This is a genomic window from Neoaquamicrobium microcysteis, assembly GCF_008180155.1.
Taxonomy (GTDB): domain Bacteria; phylum Pseudomonadota; class Alphaproteobacteria; order Rhizobiales; family Rhizobiaceae; genus Aerobium; species Aerobium microcysteis.
On sequence record NZ_VSZS01000051.1, the window covers coordinates 15,253 to 30,260 of the forward strand.

The 15,008-nt window shown below is 65.0% G+C and carries 16 protein-coding genes, 1 pseudogene and 1 riboswitch; of the genes and pseudogenes, 8 read left to right on the forward strand and 9 right to left on the reverse strand.

Annotation, left to right across the window (positions count from 1 at the left end):
• Positions 1-20: 20 nt before the first annotated feature.
• A pseudogene (locus FY036_RS24290) lies at positions 21-302 on the forward strand (transposase); the annotation flags it as partial.
• 551 nt (positions 303-853) lie between these two features.
• On the opposite strand, the gene FY036_RS01915 reads toward FY036_RS24290, so the two are convergent.
• From FY036_RS01915 to FY036_RS24240, 3 genes are all read right to left on the reverse strand, one after another.
• Entirely contained in the window at positions 854-2,191 is a 1,338-nt protein-coding gene (locus FY036_RS01915; protein ID WP_148913017.1) for a type II toxin-antitoxin system HipA family toxin, read from the reverse strand.
• A complete protein-coding gene (locus FY036_RS01920) occupies positions 2,191-2,445 on the reverse strand; it encodes a helix-turn-helix domain-containing protein (RefSeq protein WP_148913018.1) in 255 nt (84 codons plus the stop codon). Before FY036_RS01920 ends, FY036_RS01915 begins: the two co-directional genes overlap by 1 nt.
• 466 nt (positions 2,446-2,911) lie before the next feature.
• Positions 2,912-3,280, reverse strand: a complete 369-nt coding sequence (locus FY036_RS24240; RefSeq protein ID WP_328593092.1) for a 5-formyltetrahydrofolate cyclo-ligase — start codon at positions 3,278-3,280, stop codon at positions 2,912-2,914.
• A gap of 758 nt (positions 3,281-4,038) precedes the next feature.
• On the opposite strand from FY036_RS24240, the gene rnk reads away from it, so the two are divergent.
• From rnk to FY036_RS01945, 4 genes are all read left to right on the forward strand, one after another.
• Positions 4,039-4,491, forward strand: a complete 453-nt coding sequence (gene rnk, locus FY036_RS01930; RefSeq protein WP_148913019.1) for a nucleoside diphosphate kinase regulator — start codon at positions 4,039-4,041, stop codon at positions 4,489-4,491.
• 144 nt (positions 4,492-4,635) lie between these two features.
• Positions 4,636-5,175: a nucleoside-diphosphate kinase gene (locus FY036_RS01935; protein WP_148913020.1), complete on the forward strand. Its 540-nt coding sequence runs from the start codon at positions 4,636-4,638 to the stop codon at positions 5,173-5,175.
• Positions 5,176-5,202: 27 nt separating this feature from the next.
• Positions 5,203-5,949: a sulfite exporter TauE/SafE family protein gene (locus tag FY036_RS01940; protein WP_148913021.1), complete on the forward strand. Its 747-nt coding sequence runs from the start codon at positions 5,203-5,205 to the stop codon at positions 5,947-5,949.
• Between the two features lie 208 nt (positions 5,950-6,157).
• On the forward strand, positions 6,158-6,346 hold the full coding sequence (locus tag FY036_RS01945) for a DUF1127 domain-containing protein (RefSeq protein ID WP_083534785.1): 189 nt from the start codon (positions 6,158-6,160) through the stop codon (positions 6,344-6,346).
• A 168-nt stretch (positions 6,347-6,514) separates the two neighbouring features.
• Here FY036_RS01945 and FY036_RS24185 read toward each other — a convergent pair whose 3' ends face one another.
• Positions 6,515-6,637, reverse strand: coding sequence for a hypothetical protein (locus FY036_RS24185; protein ID WP_268932154.1), 123 nt, complete (start codon positions 6,635-6,637; stop codon positions 6,515-6,517).
• Between the two features lie 931 nt (positions 6,638-7,568).
• The gene (locus FY036_RS24190; RefSeq protein WP_268932155.1) at positions 7,569-7,691 is read right to left on the reverse strand and encodes a hypothetical protein; all 123 of its coding nucleotides are present in this window, start codon (positions 7,689-7,691) and stop codon (positions 7,569-7,571) included.
• Between the two features lie 311 nt (positions 7,692-8,002).
• Here FY036_RS24190 and FY036_RS01950 point away from each other — a divergent pair, with 311 nt between their 5' ends.
• Complete coding sequence (locus FY036_RS01950; RefSeq protein WP_148913022.1) at positions 8,003-8,551, forward strand: PTS sugar transporter subunit IIA; 549 nt, start codon at positions 8,003-8,005, stop codon at positions 8,549-8,551.
• A gap of 161 nt (positions 8,552-8,712) precedes the next feature.
• Positions 8,713-9,420: a hypothetical protein gene (locus tag FY036_RS01955; protein WP_148913023.1), complete on the forward strand. Its 708-nt coding sequence runs from the start codon at positions 8,713-8,715 to the stop codon at positions 9,418-9,420.
• Here the strand turns inward: FY036_RS01955 and FY036_RS24260 are convergent.
• The 4 genes from FY036_RS24260 to FY036_RS01975 are packed head-to-tail and all read right to left on the reverse strand — an operon-like array spanning position 9,359 to position 13,503.
• Complete coding sequence (locus FY036_RS24260; RefSeq protein ID WP_148913024.1) at positions 9,359-9,886, reverse strand: uroporphyrinogen-III synthase; 528 nt, start codon at positions 9,884-9,886, stop codon at positions 9,359-9,361. The two genes, FY036_RS01955 and FY036_RS24260, sit on opposite strands and share 62 nt — an antisense overlap.
• On the reverse strand, positions 9,816-11,081 hold the full coding sequence (locus tag FY036_RS01965; RefSeq protein ID WP_148913025.1) for a Glu/Leu/Phe/Val family dehydrogenase: 1,266 nt from the start codon (positions 11,079-11,081) through the stop codon (positions 9,816-9,818). Before FY036_RS01965 ends, FY036_RS24260 begins: the two co-directional genes overlap by 71 nt.
• A 56-nt stretch (positions 11,082-11,137) precedes the next feature.
• The gene (gene alr, locus FY036_RS01970) at positions 11,138-12,253 is read right to left on the reverse strand and encodes an alanine racemase (protein ID WP_148913026.1); all 1,116 of its coding nucleotides are present in this window, start codon (positions 12,251-12,253) and stop codon (positions 11,138-11,140) included.
• Positions 12,250-13,503, reverse strand: a complete 1,254-nt coding sequence (locus tag FY036_RS01975; protein WP_148913027.1) for a D-amino acid dehydrogenase — start codon at positions 13,501-13,503, stop codon at positions 12,250-12,252. Before FY036_RS01975 ends, alr begins: the two co-directional genes overlap by 4 nt.
• A gap of 392 nt (positions 13,504-13,895) precedes the next feature.
• Positions 13,896-13,983: riboswitch (glycine riboswitch) on the forward strand.
• Positions 13,984-14,451: 468 nt separating this feature from the next.
• On the opposite strand from FY036_RS01975, the gene FY036_RS01980 reads away from it, so the two are divergent.
• The gene (locus tag FY036_RS01980) at positions 14,452-15,000 is read left to right on the forward strand and encodes a L,D-transpeptidase (RefSeq protein ID WP_407941112.1); all 549 of its coding nucleotides are present in this window, start codon (positions 14,452-14,454) and stop codon (positions 14,998-15,000) included.
• Positions 15,001-15,008: the final 8 nt, after the last annotated feature.

Sequence of the window (15,008 nt, forward strand, 5' to 3'; positions counted from 1 at the left end):
AAGGCTGCTTTGCGCCCCGCAGAAGCCGCTGGGCCTCTTCGCGTCCGGTATTACTTTTTCCGGTTGCGTGCTCGGAAAGCTGTTCCGACGGCTGTTCCTCACCCGCCTGGTGGCTCTGCACGACGGCGGGGGAGCAGCTTCTTCGGATTGATAGCGGACCTGGCCGACCGCCGCGCATTCATGCGCCACCTTGCTCCCGTCCGGACGAAGCCCTGGAACGTGTATGCCAAGGCTCCGTCGCCGGGCCGGAGGCGGGGCTCGCCTATCGGTCCCGCAACACCCACCGCGTGGCGATCTCGAACAGAGGTCAATGTATCGACGGATGGCGGCGCGGCGAGCCTCTTCGGGATTTGCTTTGAAGGCGCGGACCGTGTCGACAAGCTGTTGCTGTTCCTCTGAAAAGACTCCCTTGGGCATGGTGGCGGGCAAGGAGCTGATGACTCGGCTTACGCACGAGGAAGGGGTCGAGAAGGCAGGCGGCGAGTTAGCGGCGTGGCTGGTCGAGGCGGGTTGTGGCGTCGGAGAGCGCGGTCAGATCGTACTCCACTGCATCGAATTGACCGAAGATGTGGGCATGAAAGGCCGCACTGGCAGAAGAGATGAAGCTTACCGCATCACGCGGCGCGCCGCCGCGTGTCGGATGACCCGGCCATCGGCGAGAGGCAGCGATCGTGGCAAAGCCGAGCGTGCTGGTTAGGCAGGCGGGGCCGCACCTTGGGAGACTGGTGCCTGATGGCCGCTGCCTGGAAAGTCGATTCTCGAAGGCGTTTTATCGGCCCCCCGAGGCGTGGCCCAACAAGCGCAAAGCGCGCCCGTGAATGCCCGTCGTTTGTGCCGCTGCGGCGCTGTCATTTCAGCTGTCTACATCAGTGAAGGCGGTGTCGTGGGCGTCGGCGAGAAGGCCTGCGCGGTGCTTGATGGCCGCGCGAACCGATGTGATGAGTTGGTCGGGGAATTCGCGCGGCAGCGTAGCGATGACGGCATCGGTTTGCTTTTCGGCGTGTGCGGCAAGGTCTTCGAAGATCGTGCGCATCAGCGGTGTGCCGACGCCTGCCAGTTCGGCGGTCTGCAGGAAGTGGCGCGGCATGATGGTGTCGACGGGGTAATGCCGGTTCTTGCCGACGGACATGGCGAGCTTGAATTTCTTCTGCTGGATTTGTCCGGCATCGAGACTCGGCTGCGCGGTCAGCACATCGTAGAGCGGGGTCATACGGAAGCGTCCGCCGGGGCCAAGCGTGATACTGAAGTTCTTCGCATGGCCGTCGGTGGCGCCGAGCATCCAGAACAGGATGCAGGCGCGCATGAAGGTGGCGATATCCTGCTCGGGCGTATCGCTGCCCTTTAGGAGCTGGACGATGTCGCGCATGCCGGGGCCGCCTTCGGACTGGTATTTGCGGGTCGGCGGCACGGAGAGGGCCTGGCAGATGTCTTCCTGTGGCAGGCGCAGGAGGCGGCCGTCGCTCGTCCAGCGGCGGTCGAAGCGTTCGATGATGAGGGTGCGGCGGTCGCCGAAATCAGCGATCTCGGTATGGGCTGTCGGTACGCCGAGGCCGGCGAGCAGCGTCAGGCAGAGATGTTCGTTCTCAACGCTGTTAGTGAGGTCGATGCCGTTGGGCAGCTGGCCGATTTGCGGCTTGAGAATATGCGTGGTGGCGGTGGTGCCAGCGGGTTTGAACCATCTTTTGTCCTTGCGCAGGAGGGCGGTCTTTTCCTGCGCGCCCGCGATCGAGATGCGGAAATCTTCATCCTCCCCCATGCCAAGCGGAGCGGCGGCGAGGTTATTGATGATGGCGGCGACGTCGTCATCGGTGACGGGAGTGCCGTCGGTGGCGCCGGCTTTGCCCGGATCGACGCCGTCGGGAATAAATTGCAGCGCGCCGACGCAGTCACGGCCAAGGGCAGTCAGCAGGCTATACGCGTCCGTGTCCCCTGCCCCGACGCGCTCAGCAACGCGCTTGCGGATGGCGTCGCTATCAGGCAGGAGGTTGTCGAAGACGTTAATGACGGGCGCGCCGATATAACGATCTTCGCGCAAAGGCAGGGAGAGCGAGACCGGGAAGGTGCTCTCCCAATCGAGCCAGTCTTTCGCGTACTGAAAATCGATGGCGCCGGTGGATTCGCGGCGCAGGGTTCCGACGAGGCGGGCGTTCAAGAAGACATTGAGGGGCGCGTGCGCCCGGCGGCGCGCCATCAGAACATTTCCTCGATATCTGCGGCGCTCGCCTTGCTGCGCGGGCGCACGACGAGTTCGAGGTCGAGCGCAGAAAGCGCGGCCATGAGCGTGCGCAGCTGGAGGGCGGGCTCGCCGGCCTCAAGGCGGGAGACGGTGGCCTGGCGCAGATGTATATGGTCGGCGAGCGCGCCCTGTGTCAGGCCGGCTTGTTTGCGGGCGCGGCGCAGGATAGCGCCGAGCTGTTTTTCGTTGCGGGCAATCTGGTCGCTCATGGGTGCCTCCATGATCACTATACGGGAGTGCGTATAGAGCTTCAATATACGGGTTTGCGTATTGAAGACCCTTATACGGATTAGCGTATAAGTTGAAATATACGCTTAAGCGTATCGCGCGATAAACGTCCGGACGGCTGTACCGGGAAGCTTTGCAGGTGAGGTAAGAGAGCGCCCGGGCGATGGCGGCCCTCTTTCCATAGGATTGCGGAGCGAGAAGGCGCGACGGAAACGGGTGGCAGCGCTCGTGTAACCGTTCGCGGACAGCCAGGTCAGGGCCGCGTGGGTGTCCAGGCAGGTTCGCAAGTCTTGCTCGACGCAGCGCTCGACAGCTGATCATCGGAATCGTCTCGCGCCTGCCGCGTCTCGGAGCGGTATCTCCGCAGATGCACCTAACTTGAGGATGGGCTCATCGAAATTCTCCAATTACGTGCCCAGCTCGACCCGAGCCACCGCATTCTTGCTTTCAAGTGACAAGCGGCATGGCGGCTCGTTGAGGCCGCGGACCGAGGGCCAAGTGGCTGGGCTGCGCTCGATATATGATCATCCTGTCGAGCGGGATGTCGTGCCATTGCGGATAGATGGTCGGCAGTTTCGCAAGCACGTATCCGACGCCAAACGTCAGCGGCCTGCTCGACATCGCGGCGAGCGTCCGGTCGTAGAACCCGCCGCCATAGCCGAGCCTGAACCCGGCATCGTCATAGCCCACCACCGGAGCCACGACGATGTCCGGAAGGGTCGCCACGCCGCCAGCCGGCACCGGGATGTTCCAGACGCCCTTCTCCAGAACGACAGGGAGAGCAAGTTCCCCCGCGCCGTCACGCCCGAAGCCCATTCGCGAAGGTCCGGCTCGCCGCGGAACGGCCAGTAGATGCCCACGACGCTGCCCTCGACGGTTCCGATCTCAGCATCGAGCCGGCTGGCGATCCTCTGCGCAGCCTGCGCCGAGACATCGGCCGGAAGGGCCAGGCGCTCCGCCAGCAGCCTTGTTCTCTGGGCTTTCCGCCAGCGCGCGACATCGACGGCGGCCAGCGCGTCCGTCTGTCCTGCAGAGAAAGCGGGGTCAAATTCGTGCATGAAGCACGGCGGGGAAGCGTGGCCGGGATTGTCCTCGTCTCCGAGATGTATCGCAGTCTCCTTTCGTTCGTCAGTTTCGTTGCAGCAGGCTGGCTCGTGGCGCAGAACGAAGTGCGTCGCAGACCTACGGCGGTCATGTGCGTCTATCGTCGGAACGACAGATCACCGTTGAAACATAGGTCATCGCAAGCGCTTTGATTTCGAAAATGCGTCGTCGGCCTGCCGCGGTATGGCAAGTCGCCGCGGACTGCTCCCTCAGCTTGACTTTCCGACCTCAAAGCCCCACGTCTGTGGCATGTGCATGAACGACCGCCGCCTTCTGACATTTTACAGGGTGTGCCCCATCGCGGGCATCTGACCCCCGGTCAGGTCGCGTCGCGCCCCGGCCGCGGGGCATAGGCTGAATTCCGGTTTGCCGGAGCTGCCTTACTAAAGCGGCAACCAATCCCAGATCACCGAAGACGTCCGTCATGCCGTGGGTGCATGCGGGTGTCGTTTACATGAGAGGGCCCAAAGATGGCTCAGCCGACCAAGAAGAACCGCAAGCCGGCGATCGCCGTGACGCGCACCGACAGCGAACGCCTGTGGCGGCTCGCTGAATCCTTTGCAGACCGCAACCGCGCCGTGGCGGAAGAACTGCTCGCGGAACTCGACCGCGCGAAGGTCGTCGAGGACGGCCGGCTCGCGCCGGACGTGGTGCGTATGGGATCGTCCCTGCGCTTTACCAACGATCTCGGCGAGGACAGGAACGTCACGCTGGTGTTCCCGGGCGAGGCCGATATCGCCGAAGGCAAGGTATCGGTTCTGACCCCGATCGGCGTCGCGCTGATCGGCCTGTCCGCCGGGCAGTCGATCGACTGGACCGCGCGAGACGGGCGCCTTCACCGCCTGACGGTGGAATCCGTCCGCCCACCGATGCCTTCTGCGCTTCCGGCAGGGGCTTCGCAGGAACTGCGGACAGCGTCATGACCGCAATCCGGCCGCCGTGCCGCCTCTCGTTGTTCGGGGGGTGCCTCATCGCAGGATAGCCGCCCCTGAGCCGCGCCATGTGGCCAGGGGATTCTCCAGTGCGCCGAAACGTAACCGCTCGAAGCCGAGCGATGGAGAACTGCGATGACGAAAGATACCTGCTTCCTCACCACCAAGGACTTCACCATCCTGGAGGTCATGCGCGACCGCTGCCTTGGCCGCGACGATCCCCTTGCGCCGATCCTCAAGCGGAAGATCGAGGCGGCGACCGTGATGTTCCGGGACGACATCCCGATGAACGTCGCCACCCTGAGCAGCCGCGTCACGTTCAGCGTCAACGGCCGCAAGCCTGACAGCCGCATCATCTCGCACGACCGGATGACCTCTGCGATCGGAATGTTCCTTCCGATCACCACGGCGCGCGGGCTCGCGCTGCTCGGGCTTTCCGAGGGCCAGGAATTCACGATCGCGAACGCCGACGGCGAGGAAGATCGGATCTTGCTTCACGAAGTCCACTACCAGCCGGAAGCGGCCAGACGGGAAAAGGAGGCCTTGGAGAGGATGAGCGGGCCGAATTCGGGCAAGCCGTCCTTGCGGGTGATCAGGGGCGCCTTCCACGTTCAGCCCCGCCTCGTGCCGGTGTCGCATGACGGCTTCGACGACCCAGGCCCTTCGGCCGCCTGAGGGTCCGGCGCGGCGCAGGAGCAATAAATGATCGAATACCTCATCCTCGCCGCGGCGGCCTTCTTCGCCGGAATGCTGAATACGGTCGCGGGCGGCGGCACGTTCCTGACCTTCCCCGCGCTCGTATTCACGGGGGTGCCCCCGGTTGCCGCCAACGCCACCAGCGCCGTCGCGGTGTTTCCGGGATACCTCGGAGGGGCGCTCGGGTTTCGCAAGGAGATCGCCGCCTACGACAGGAAGCGGCTGATGAAGATCGTCGCCTTTACCGCGATCGGAGGGCTTGCGGGCTCGTTGCTGCTCCTCGTCTCTTCAAACGAAGCGTTCTCCGTCGTGGTCCCCTTCCTTCTCGCAGCGGCCACCCTAGCCTTTGCCTTCGGCCCTCGCATCCAGGCGTGGGCGAGCCGCCGAAGCGTGGGCAAGCCGGAGGGCGCCTTGGGAACGCTGCTCGTCTCCGTGTACGGCGGTTACTTCAACGGCGGCCTCGGCATCGTGCTGCTGGCGCTGTTCTCGCTGTGGGGAATGCGCGACCTCAACGCGATGAACGGTCTCAAGAACGCGCTGTCCTTCGTGCTGTCCGGGATTTCGGTAGCCACCTTCGCGGCGGCAGGGATCGTCGCGTGGCCGCAAGCAGTCCTCATGATGGTCGCTGCCACCGTCGGCGGATACGCCGGGGCACCCATCGCAAGGGCGCTGCCTGCGCCCGTGGTGCGGACGATCGTCATCGTTGTCGGGGCATCGATGAGTGCCCTCTTCTTCTGGCGGGCCTTCGCATGAGCCGCCCGTCTCGCTTCCGGTCAGGAGCGTTGCTCATCCGTCAATGACCCCGGGGACCAGCTATGCGGCGGTCTCCGGGGTAGCCGGCATCAACGCAGGCAGCGTGCTTCGCGTCCGCTCGGTGGCGGAGCTTCCGCGCGCCTGACTTCCAGCTTCCGGGCACGCCGCCGACCGCGGCTCGCAGCCCGGCCGTTTTTCGGAGACTGACATGTCTGATCATAACAATCCTCGCCCGCGATCCGCTTTCGCGCGGATGATCGTCCGTGGGTTCGGGCGATGGCAAAGACGCAAGGCGATGGACCAGCTTCAGGCCTTGGACGACAGGGAACTCTGGGACATCGGCCTCTCCCGCAACGACATTCCCCGTGCGGTCGAGGGTCTCTTCCGGGACAAGTAGCCGGATGAAGCTCAGGTCATTTGCTTGAATGGAGATCGCCAATTGGACATGACGACCAAGGTCATAATCGCGTGCGGCACGCTTAGGCTGTTGCTCATCGCGTTCGCGGTTCTCTGACCATTTGACGAAGCCCTGCACGCGGAGAACTTTCCGCGTGCAGGGCTTTTCCTATCGCCGCTTGCTCGGCATCGTCGCTCGCACCATGAGCTCCGACACGGAACCGGTTCCGGTCTTCTCTGCCTTTTGCAGCTTGGGCTTTCGGGCTTCCTTGTTGCCCTTCCGTTTTGCCATGACGGCTTCCTTCCTGACGGCGCCGCGCACGGCCGCATGGCAGCTCGCGGCGCGGTTGATCCATGATGTGAAAGGAATGTCCCTGGCCCGCCGCCCGAGGCTGCACGAGCCAGGGCTAGATGCCGTTTTTCGGACGCTTCCGGAAAGGAAGCCGCATTTCGGAGAAAGTAATCACCGCCGCATCTTGGCCAGGATGCAGGCGATGTCAAACCGTCTTTGCAGTAAATGGCCGTTGGCCGGGCGACATAAGGTCGCCTCGCAAAGAAGGCTGCGAACTGCTATATCGGCGGCATGTGCATGGAGACTTTCATCAAGGTTTCGAGGCTTGCCGGGAACGGTCGCATCCGCCCCCGGAGCAGGCTTCCTCACCCCGATTTCCGCACCTGATCCTGCTCCGGGAAATCTCTACGAAACCTGCGGTCTGATCCTGCGGCGCTGAGCGCCGCATCGATGGAGCGTCCGATGAGAGCCCCCCGTTCACGGCTGATATGCCGTCCCTGCAACCGCCATCTCCCACTGTCCGCCAGCCGTTGTCCCTGGTGCCTGTCTCCGCCCGCCCACAGCTCCGCGGGCCCGTCCCGGATTCCCGCGCTTTCGCGCTTGATCTCGTCGGAAATGGGGGCGCGGTCATGATGCAGTCCCTCACTAACCCTGCAGCTTCCGGCGACCTCCTGAGGGAACACGCAGCGCTCCCGTGGCGCATGAACTGCGACGGAAACCTCGAAGTCATGCTCCTGCGCCCGCGGAGGGGCGGAAGCTGGCGCGTTCCGGCAGCCCTCTGTTCCGGCACGAGAATGGAGCTCCAGTCCGCCGACCGCGCGGCCTTCCAGGAAGCCGGCATCACGGGAAGGGTCGGTTCCGAACCGCTCGGGCGATACGTGGCGCTGAGACTCCGACCATGCGGCAGTTGCAAGGCGGTCGAGGTGACGGTCTATGCGCTCCATGTCTGGGGCACCTTGGTCAGCTGGCCGAACGACGTGAAGGTAATCCGTCGCTGGATGGCTCCTGCCGAGGCGGCAGTGTCGGTCGAGGAAACCGGGCTGCGCGGTCTCATCGCGTCCCTCGTCTCGGGCGCGGCACCTGTTCAGCCGGAACTGTCTTCAGGTCGACCTGTCGCAGTCCGGAACGGGTCCGTTTCAGGGCTTGCTTCGTCGCGAACAACGGGTAGGTTCGCTCCATGCTGAAAATGCCAGCCTTCGTGCGCCTCGACGGCGCGCGCCTGCTCAAAGCGGGCATCTAACCCGGACGCGATCTGACCCCTGGCTCAGCGTCCGGGTCCGCCAGGCTCAAGCAACCTCATTCGATCTTCGCGCCCGCGATCCCGGGCGGTCGCCTGCGGCGTTCGGCCGTGGCGGGGAGTCATTCATGGAAATCCTCGATCTCCTGCGTCCCCAGGACGTCCTGATGCGCCATCCGGCGCAGGCGAAACGCCCGCTTCTGGAGGCCATGGCGCGCCAGCTTGCTTCGCGGACCGGACTTACGTTCGTTTCAGTGCTGTCGGCACTGCTCGACAGGGAGAAGCTGGGCGCCACCTGCATCGACCAAGGCATCGGCATGCCTCACGCGATGCCTGGCGGATTGGGGGAGCCGGCTGCTGTCTTTGCAGTCCTCGAACATCCGATCCCTTACGACGCGTCCGACGAGCAGTGCGTGGATGTCGTACTCGGGGTCGTCTGGCCGCGCGAGGGCTCGACTGAATTCCTGAACGCTCTGGCGCGCTTCTGCAGGCACCTCTCCCGTCCGCAGGTCTTGAAGAAGGTCAGGGCCGCTATGTCGGCCGAGGAAGTCCTGCAGCACCTCGGCAAGTCGAAAGATGCCGGATGTCCCGCGGTCTCCGCGCTGTCGACCGCAGTCACGCCTCTGCCCTTAGCGATGCCGCGGCCGCAGGCAGCAGCAAGGTGGGCTTGGCGATGAGCGCGGTCGCGATGGACAGGCCCACCAGCAGGCTGGACGGCCGGATGACAGATCAGGATCTGGCGGACGTGCTCGGATGTGACATCGGGTTCGTCCACGGTATCTTGGAGTGTTGGGGCCGGAATTCCCTTTCCAGGGCGCCCGCAGAGCGAACACAGGGCGTGCAGACCTGCACAAGGCTGGCGATAGCCCACGCACTGCACGCGACCGGCGCGCTGACGCTGCCGGACGCTGCCGCCGTGGCGGCTGGAAGCTGGCAGGTTTCGGCATCCCTGCTGAGGCTCCTGGAGTTCCGTCCGCCTGGCTGTCGACCCGGCGACGGTGATCCTGCGGGCGTCTGCGACGCGGACCCGCTGATGCAGTTCGTCCCGCATGCGGCGGAGGCCATCCCGATCGCAGCAACCGACGAATATCTGGACGTGGCGGACGGCCGTCGGGTCTACTGGCGCAAGCCGCGGCGCGACGCATACCTGCTCGCCTGCGACCTTCATCGCCTCTCCTGCGCAAGCAGACGCGAAGACACGCCCGCCCTGCACGAAGAGTATCTTGAGCTGCTTGCCAGGCTGCGGGAGCCGGAGGACCACGTCTGCGAATGGATCGGGACCGTCGCCGACGGCCGCTTCCGCCCCGCTCCCGACAGATTCGCCGGGCGCTCGCCTGCGATGCGTCAGGGACTTTTCGACCAGGGGAGCCGATCGTTCGCCGAGTCCTACGCGACGAAGGTTTCCGTCAACGTGTCGCTGGCGGCGCGATCGATGAAGCGGCGCGCGCTTGGCCTCGCCGTGATCGACCCGCTGCGGACGGCGGCTAGACTTCCACACGTCCGCAGCTGTAGCCCTGTGCCACAAACGCTCCCGCGACATCCATAGAGACGTTCCGGCCGCTAGGATATGCCAACGGCCCATACTCCGGCCGCCAGTGGTGCGTGACCATTTTGAGCAGGCTTTCAGCCGTGCCGGAAGCGGCCGCGACGTTAGACAGGCCCGCAGCCCTCGCAGCCGACGCCGTGTCGGGACCTACCGCGAAAACCCGGAAGGCCGCATCCAGACCCTCGAGAGCAGGCACCGCGTTGGCGGAGGTTAGGATGATCGCCGAAGCTGTCCGGAGGACCCTGCCGTCGAATGGCAAGGGATTCACATGCAGCAGAGGCGCAAGATGGACACGGTGCCCTATCCGCTCCAGAACCTCCGACATGGCGGCAGCCTGCGCCTTGGGCCGGGTGAGCAGCAGGTTCAGCGCGATCGATGAAGGACATGCCGCGCCATCAGCTGGTGAAGAAGCTCTGGGTCCCGTGAGCCTCGATCGCCTCGGCGAGACGGCCGAGCGCGTGGACATAGGCTGCGGTCCGCATGGTCACCTGCTTCTCCCGGCTGACGTTCCAGACTTCGCGGCCTTCCCGTTCCATGATGGTCTTCAGCCGATCGTGGATGTCCTCGAGGGGCCAGTAGAACCCCTGTCGGTTCTGGACCCATTCGAAGTAGGAGACGGTGACGCCTCCGGCGTTCGCCAGGATGTCTGGAAGGACCACGGTTCCCTGCCGCGCAAGGATTTCGTCCGCTTCCGGCGTTACCGGACCGTTCGCGAGTTCAAGCACGAGCTTCGCCTTTACCGAGGCGGCATTGCCGTCGTGAATCATGTTTTCAAGCGCTGCGGGAACAAGCAGGTCGCAGTCCACGGCAACGAGTTCATCCGGACCGATCTTCTCGTGACCGCTCGTGCCGACGGTGCTGCTGACAGGCTTTCCGTTCGCCTTGGCGTCGAGCAGAAGGTCGACATGCAAGCCTGCACCCGAATAGACCGCGCCTTCCGAATCCGAGACTGCGACGATCTTGTGGCCGTCCGCGGCGAGAAGGCGCCCGATGTTCTGCCCGGCATTGCCGAAGCCCTGGATCGCCACACGCATCGTCTGTACGAGCTCCAGGTCCGACGACAGATGGCGCACCAGATAGTAGCCGCCCCGAGCGGTCGCGTCGCCCCGCCCGAGAGATCCGCCAAGCGAGATCGGCTTCCCCGTGATCACGGCCGGCTCATGCTGGCCGACGATCTGGGCATACTCGTCGGCCATCCAGCCCATGATCATGGAGTTCGTGTAGACGTCCGGCGCGGGGATGTCCCGGTCCGGGCCGATGATGCGCGCGAACGCCTGGATGTAGGCGCGGGAAAGCCTTTCCAGCTCAGCCTTGGAGAGCGTACGCGGATCCACCTGAACGGCTCCCTTGCCGCCGCCATAGGGCAGGTTCATCACCGCGCACTTGAATGTCATCCAGAAGGCCAGCGTCTCGACTTCCTCTGCGGTCGAAGCCGGGTGGAAGCGGATGCCGCCCTTGGTCGGTCCGCGCGTGTCGTCGTAGCGGCAGCGCCAGGCAAGGAAGGACTTCCGCGATCCGTCGTCCATGCGGATCATGAGCCTGACCTTCGTGGTCTCGCGGGCGAATTTCAGCTTCTCGATCACGTCGGGGTCGATGCTCAGGTGAGCGGCGGCTTCGTCGAGGCGGATCAGGGCGTCGTCAAGCAGGGTATGTTCAGCCATCATGGCTCCTTCGTTGGTGGGTGCTGGGTTCTGCGTGTTGAAGAGTTGGGGCGCGATCAGGCTGCGAGCGCTGCGTGACGGCGGTAGTCCCGGCTGAAGCGGCGGCCGAGCCGTGTCATGATCTCGTAGCCGATAGTGCCCGAGGCGCGGGCAATGTCGTCCACCGTCTGCCGCTCGCAGATGACATCGACAAACTCGCCTTCGCCTGGAGGATCGGCGCAGTCGGTCGTGTCGACGACTATGCTGTCCATCGACACTCGGCCTGCGAACGGCAGTTCCTGCTTCTTGTAGAACGCCGAAAGGCTGGCGCCTCGCGGCCAGCCGTCGGCATAGCCGATCGACAGCGTCGCGAGCCGGGATCGCCGCTGGACCGCAAGCGCATGGCCGTAGCCGACACGGGTATCGACGGGCACCTCGCGCAGCTGCAGCACACGCGCGGATACCGTCACCGCCTGCCGCACGGCGCTCAGCTGTCCGGCGACGGGATTGATCCCGTAGAGCGCGGCTCCTGGCCGGACCAGGTCGAAGTGGTATTCCTTGCCGAGCAGGATGCCCGCCGAGTTGGCGAGCGAGGAAGCGGCATGCTTCGGAAGCACCGTGCGCAGCTTGCTGAATTCCCGCAGTTGCGCGCGGTTGGCCGGATGGTGAGCCGCGTCGGCACAGGCCAGATGGCTCATGACCAGTTCGACCGACAGACCGCCCATCAGCGCCGGATCAGTCGCCTGCATGGCCACGTCGCCGGGCGACAGGCCGAGGCGCGACATGCCCGAGTCGATCTGGAGCGCGACAGGCATGCTGCGCCCCTTCTCGCTCGCATGCCTGCGCCAGCTGTCCGCTTCGCCCCTGGTGTTCACGACAGGCATAAGGACCGAATTGAGGAATTCGCCCTCGGTGCCGGGCGGCGTGCCGTTCAGGATGAAGACGCGCGAGCTGAACCCGATGGCCTTCCGCAGTTCGAGACCCTCTTCGAGATGGGCGACGAAGAAGGTCCGGCATCCCGCCGCCTGGAGCGCGAAGCCGACTTCCGCCGCGCCAAGTCCGTAGGCATCCGCCTTCACAACGGCTGCGCACTCCGCCTTGCCCGCCAGCTTGGACAGCATGCGCCAGTTGGAGACGACCGCGTCGAGGTCCACCGTCATGATCGCTTCTGCGCGCTGCATTGCGGCGCTCATGATCGGTACCGTCCCGGCCCGAGATCGGTCACGTCGATCTCGGGAGCCTTTCCGGACATGATGTCTGCCAGGACCCGGCCGGAGCCGCAGGCCATCGTCCAACCGAGCGTGCCGTGCCCGGTGTTGACGAAGAGGCCTGGTACGGAGGTTGCTCCGACGATCGGGGGGCCGTCCGGGGTCATCGGCCGGAGGCCGCACCAGAAGGAAGCCTCTCTGGCGCGTCCGGCTCCCGGGAACAGGTCCGTGACCGAATGCTCGAGCGGCGCGCGTCGCGAGCGCGGCAGGGAGAGGTCGAAGCCCGAGATCTCCGCCGTGCCGCCTACCCGGATCCGGTCGCCAAGCCGCGTGATGGCGATCTTGTATGTCTCATCCATCACGGTGGACACGGGCGCGGCAGTCTCGTCCGTCATCGGCATCGTCAGTGAATAGCCCTTCACGGGATAGACCGGGACGTGAACCCCGAGAGGTCGCAGCAGGCGCGGCGAGTAGCTTCCGGCAGCGACGACGACAGCGTCGGCGGGCAGAAGCGCATCAGCCGTGCGAACGGCCGAGACCCTGCCGCCTTCCAGCACGACGGCGTCGACCGACACGCCGTAGCGGAAGTCGACTGCGCCTGATGCGAGCGCCGCGAGCTTCTCGGTGAATATGCGGCAGTCGCCAGTCTCGTCGCCGGGGAGCCTCAAGCCCCCGACAATCTTTTCGCTCACGCGCGCCAAGGCAGGTTCGGCAGCGACGCACCCCGAGGGCGCAAGGACCGCGAATTCGACGCCGAACTGCTTCAGGACCTCGATATCGCCGACGACCCCGTCGAGCTGCTTCTGCGTCCGGAACAGCTGCAGGGTGCCTTGGGTCCGCTCGTCATAGTCGATGCGGGTGGTCGCTCGCAGGTCGCGCAGGCAGTCGCGGCTATACTCGGCGATCGGAACCATGCGCGCCTTGTTCACCGCATAGCGTGGCGACGTGCAGTTCGAGAGCATCTTCAGGAGCCACGACCACATAGCAGGATCGATCCGGGCACGGACGGCGAGCGGCCCGTGCTTCATCAGGAGCCATTTGATCGCCTTCAGCGGCACGCCGGGTCCTGCCCATGGCGAGGCGTAGCCCGGGGACACTTCTCCCGCGTTGGCGTATGAGGTTTCGAGAGCGGGGCCCGCCTGGCGGTCGAGCACGGTGACCTCGTGCCCCGCCCGCGCGAGATACCAGGCAGAGGTCACGCCGATGACCCCGCTTCCTACGACGATGATTCTCATTGCAGTCTTCCCCAGACGAGGAAGATGAATGCCGCGCGGCAGCGGCGATGCATTTCGACTCTCATGATGCGTCTCCACCGGGCCAGCGGTGGCGGACCCGGAAATCAAAACCGAATTTCAGGCTTGGTTGGATTTCCGGCCCCCGGTCGACGGCCTTGCGGCCGCGCCAGGGCTAAATGCACGCGATGAGGCTACCCGCATGGTTCATGAACCGAATGCGGGTCCTCGAGTTCTTCCGGTCGGTCTGCGGCTTACGGCGCAATCGGTTGCTCGCGGCTGGGTTGGCGCGGTCAACATAGCACCGTGGCCGAATTGTTCAACTTCAACGGAGGTCATCAGTCGGCACATCCGGCGGCCTCAATGCCGCCCCAAAGATTGCGTCAACTGGACCGAATTGACGCGCGGGAGAGAGCCGGGGGACCGGCCGCCGAAGGAGCAACCGCCCCGGAAACTCTCAGGCACCCGGACCGCCCGTCGATCAAAGACTCTGGAAAGCGGAGCGGCAGCTCCCGCCGAAGGTGAAAGCCGGGCCCGTGCGAGACGGTCCCTGCCAAGCTCTCAGGCCAATGACAGAGGGGGCATGCATGCGAACAGGCATGCATCGCGCCGGAGGTCTGTCATGAATCCTAGCCCTTGATACGCGCCACAGGTTCCCCGCGCCGTGATGGCGTGCGGTGATCCTGCTCGACATTTCACCTTCGCTCTTCCGGTCGCACGTCCGCTTCGTTGAAGCTGGCGGCGCGCCGCTTTTCAGAATGCAACGATATGACTGATTTCCCACCTTCTGCCCTGAGCCGTCGCGCACTGCTCGGCGGCGGCGCCGCGTTCCTTGCCCTCGCCGCCGCGGGCTGTTCCACAACAGCTCCGGCGCCTTCGCTGGCTGCGGCCCCACCCCCTGTCGCGCCACCTCCCGCTCCAGAAGCCTCATTCGACACGGATGTGCTGTCCATGTATCGGGCGATGCCGGAGGAGACGTTCCCGGTGCCGGCCGCCGACCTGAAGCGTCTCGACCCGAAATATGTCCGTCGCGTCGTCGACTACGTCACAGCCGAAAAGCCCGGCACGGTGATCGTCGATACGGACGCACGCTACCTCTACCACGTCCTGCCAGGTGGCCTGGCCACCCGATACGGTGTCGGCATCGGCCGCGCGGGATTCGAATGGTCGGGTCGCGCTCACATCGCCTACAAGCGTGAATGGCCTGTGTGGACGCCTCCTTCCGACATGATCAAGCGCCAGCCCTCGCTTGAGAAGTGGCGTCACGGCCAGCCGCCCGGCATCGACAATCCGCTTGGGGCACGCGCGCTCTACATCCACCAGGGAAACCGGGATACGCTCTACCGCATCCACGGCACCGCTGAGGCATGGACGATCGGCAAGGCGATCTCGTCGGGCTGCGTTCGCCTGCTGCATCAGGATGTCATCCATCTGCACGATCACGTGCGACCCGGGTCGGCCATCATCGTCATGGGGTCAGCCGGCACTGCGAACGTTTGAGGACTGTC

What these genes read in the sequence shown, in the direction of transcription:
- FY036_RS01915 (WP_148913017.1), bottom strand. Translation starts at nt 2,191, where the DNA reads ATGGCGCGCCGCCGGGCGCACGCGCCCCTCAATGTCTTCTTGAACGCC.
- FY036_RS01920 (WP_148913018.1), bottom strand. Translation starts at nt 2,445, where the DNA reads ATGAGCGACCAGATTGCCCGCAACGAAAAACAGCTCGGCGCTATCCTG.
- FY036_RS24240 (WP_328593092.1), bottom strand. Translation starts at nt 3,280, where the DNA reads ATGGGCTTCGGGCGTGACGGCGCGGGGGAACTTGCTCTCCCTGTCGTT.
- rnk (WP_148913019.1), top strand. Translation starts at nt 4,039, where the DNA reads ATGGCTCAGCCGACCAAGAAGAACCGCAAGCCGGCGATCGCCGTGACG.
- FY036_RS01935 (WP_148913020.1), top strand. Translation starts at nt 4,636, where the DNA reads ATGACGAAAGATACCTGCTTCCTCACCACCAAGGACTTCACCATCCTG.
- FY036_RS01940 (WP_148913021.1), top strand. Translation starts at nt 5,203, where the DNA reads ATGATCGAATACCTCATCCTCGCCGCGGCGGCCTTCTTCGCCGGAATG.
- FY036_RS01945 (WP_083534785.1), top strand. Translation starts at nt 6,158, where the DNA reads ATGTCTGATCATAACAATCCTCGCCCGCGATCCGCTTTCGCGCGGATG.
- FY036_RS24185 (WP_268932154.1), bottom strand. Translation starts at nt 6,637, where the DNA reads ATGGCAAAACGGAAGGGCAACAAGGAAGCCCGAAAGCCCAAGCTGCAA.
- FY036_RS24190 (WP_268932155.1), bottom strand. Translation starts at nt 7,691, where the DNA reads ATGAGACCGCGCAGCCCGGTTTCCTCGACCGACACTGCCGCCTCGGCA.
- FY036_RS01950 (WP_148913022.1), top strand. Translation starts at nt 8,003, where the DNA reads ATGGAAATCCTCGATCTCCTGCGTCCCCAGGACGTCCTGATGCGCCAT.
- FY036_RS24260 (WP_148913024.1), bottom strand. Translation starts at nt 9,886, where the DNA reads ATGTCCACGCGCTCGGCCGTCTCGCCGAGGCGATCGAGGCTCACGGGA.
- FY036_RS01965 (WP_148913025.1), bottom strand. Translation starts at nt 11,081, where the DNA reads ATGGCTGAACATACCCTGCTTGACGACGCCCTGATCCGCCTCGACGAA.
- alr (WP_148913026.1), bottom strand. Translation starts at nt 12,253, where the DNA reads ATGAGCGCCGCAATGCAGCGCGCAGAAGCGATCATGACGGTGGACCTC.
- FY036_RS01975 (WP_148913027.1), bottom strand. Translation starts at nt 13,503, where the DNA reads ATGAGAATCATCGTCGTAGGAAGCGGGGTCATCGGCGTGACCTCTGCC.
- FY036_RS01980 (WP_407941112.1), top strand. Translation starts at nt 14,452, where the DNA reads ATGTATCGGGCGATGCCGGAGGAGACGTTCCCGGTGCCGGCCGCCGAC.